This window comes from Deinococcus marmoris DSM 12784 (genome assembly GCF_000701405.1).
Classification (GTDB): Bacteria; Deinococcota; Deinococci; order Deinococcales; family Deinococcaceae; genus Deinococcus; species Deinococcus marmoris.
This window is the reverse complement of the sequence record NZ_JNIV01000227.1, coordinates 1-1,687: the sequence shown is the minus strand read 5'-3', so window position 1 is coordinate 1,687 and position 1,687 is coordinate 1. Positions and strand designations below refer to the sequence as shown.

At 57.2% G+C, this 1,687-nt stretch carries 2 protein-coding genes; one reads left to right on the top strand and one right to left on the bottom strand.

Going from position 1 to position 1,687, the window contains the following annotated elements; translation table 11 throughout:
* Positions 1 to 117: 117 nt before the first annotated feature.
* The gene (locus Q319_RS27740; protein WP_156039583.1) at positions 118 to 291 is read left to right on the top strand and encodes a hypothetical protein; all 174 of its coding nucleotides are present in this window, start codon (positions 118 to 120) and stop codon (positions 289 to 291) included.
* A gap of 73 nt (positions 292 to 364) precedes the next feature.
* Here the strand turns inward: Q319_RS27740 and Q319_RS0123430 are convergent, their stop codons facing one another.
* Complete coding sequence (locus Q319_RS0123430) at positions 365 to 1,465, bottom strand: IS4 family transposase (RefSeq protein ID WP_425388014.1); 1,101 nt, start codon at positions 1,463 to 1,465, stop codon at positions 365 to 367.
* Between the last annotated feature and the right edge of the window lie 222 nt (positions 1,466 to 1,687).

Below are 1,687 nucleotides of genomic sequence, written 5' to 3'. Positions count from 1 at the left end.
ACTTCGCAAGCAGGGCATGAATGTTTGGCAGGGCCTCGTGAGTGTCTTTCGCGGTGACATCCTCATGCCGAACTTCTCGCGCTGAGTAGTTACGGCGAGATCAGCTTTGGCTTTTACATGATCCATCAGCTTACCCTGCTCTACTCGGCAGCAGTGGGCATGTTTGACTTCAATCCATATGTTTATCTCGTCTTTGCTTTTGTGGCTACCTTAATCGCCAGCATGTTGTCATTCAAATACTTTGAACAGCCCATGAATAAGTGGGTGAAGCGGAAGCTGCAACGTATCTGATTAGCGCCGAAGGGCCATCAGCACGGCTACGGGATCCTCGCCCCGCAGGCGAGCCGTTTCTACCACGCTCTTCTCAGTACCTGACACTTTCAGATTCAGGCTGACTGGGTGAGGGAAAAGCGATCATCAAGAGTGCGAGAAAGGTTTGGAAAAGGGGACGCTGCCAGCGCAGGGCGTCACACAGCAGATCCCAGCCATATTGGGCCAGACTCATGGCCCTGCGCCCGTGGGCTTTGACTGCGATGGGAAGCGCATCTGCGCGCCATGCGCCGATCCGCACCATCCAGGCATACGCGAGACTGAGCAGAAGAAAGAGGCGTCCAATGCGGTCTGGCGCGGTCATGTGGGTGTCCTCCAACCCCAGACCGCGAGACTTCATACCGCTGAATGTGCATTCGATCCCCCAGCGCATTCGGTAGACCTGCAAGACGTCGTAAAGGGGCAGATCAGAAGCGACGATGACGCGCTCTCCCTGTGGGGAGAGCGTCGCCACCACCTGCATCAGACTCCCATACACCCACGCCTTCTCCATCAGTCCTCGTACCTGTCCAGGACACAGATTCTTGTCCTGTTCACGCACCAGCAGTTCATCCATGCGGGTGGTCTCCTTGATGCGGATGCACCGCTTGATCCGTTTCTGGTGCAGAAACTCGAACCACGCTTTGCCCACAAACTCACGGTCAGCGATCAAAACACGCCACCGCCCCGCTGGGACGGACTTCAGCAATCTGCTCACCAGGGCGATACGCAGCTCACTATGACTGTTGCCGCCGTGCGGCAACACCTCATGGACGAGCGGGATCACGACATCACCGAGCAGCACGCCCAGCGCCAGGATGTTGATGTCGGCCTGTCCATGCTTCCAATTGGTGCGGTCCATGACGAAGATCAATTTGCCGTCTGGAAGCAGCGGCAGCAGGATGTCCTGGACATCCTGCTCAGAGAGTCCAGCGTCATGGAAGGTCCGAGCGACGGTCTTCGTTCTGGAATCCAGCGTTGCCGTGCTGCGAAGGTGGATGGCAATCTTGCGGTGCCGCGTGGTTTCGGCCTGAACGATGCCAAAGATCACGGCGGCGACTCGGCGCAGCAGGTCAATCCGGTGGTGAGGAAGTCGCTCTTTCAGGAAGGCGACGAAGGTGTCAAGATCCGTCAGGGCGGCGTTGGTGTGCATCACACACCCATCAGCTGCCCGTTGGCATTTTTTTCTGTATCCCAGTCAGGATTTACCTCAAAGTGTCAGGTACTGAGGCCACACGCATGACGGCATTGTGTGCGTCGCTGAGTGCCTGCCAGGGTTGATCGTCTTCCTGAAGGGCCTGGTGAAGATGTCGTCGCAGACGCCTCAGTTCTTGGTCCGTTTGATGCCCCCTTTTTTCTGGGGCGCAGCTTCAAGGCG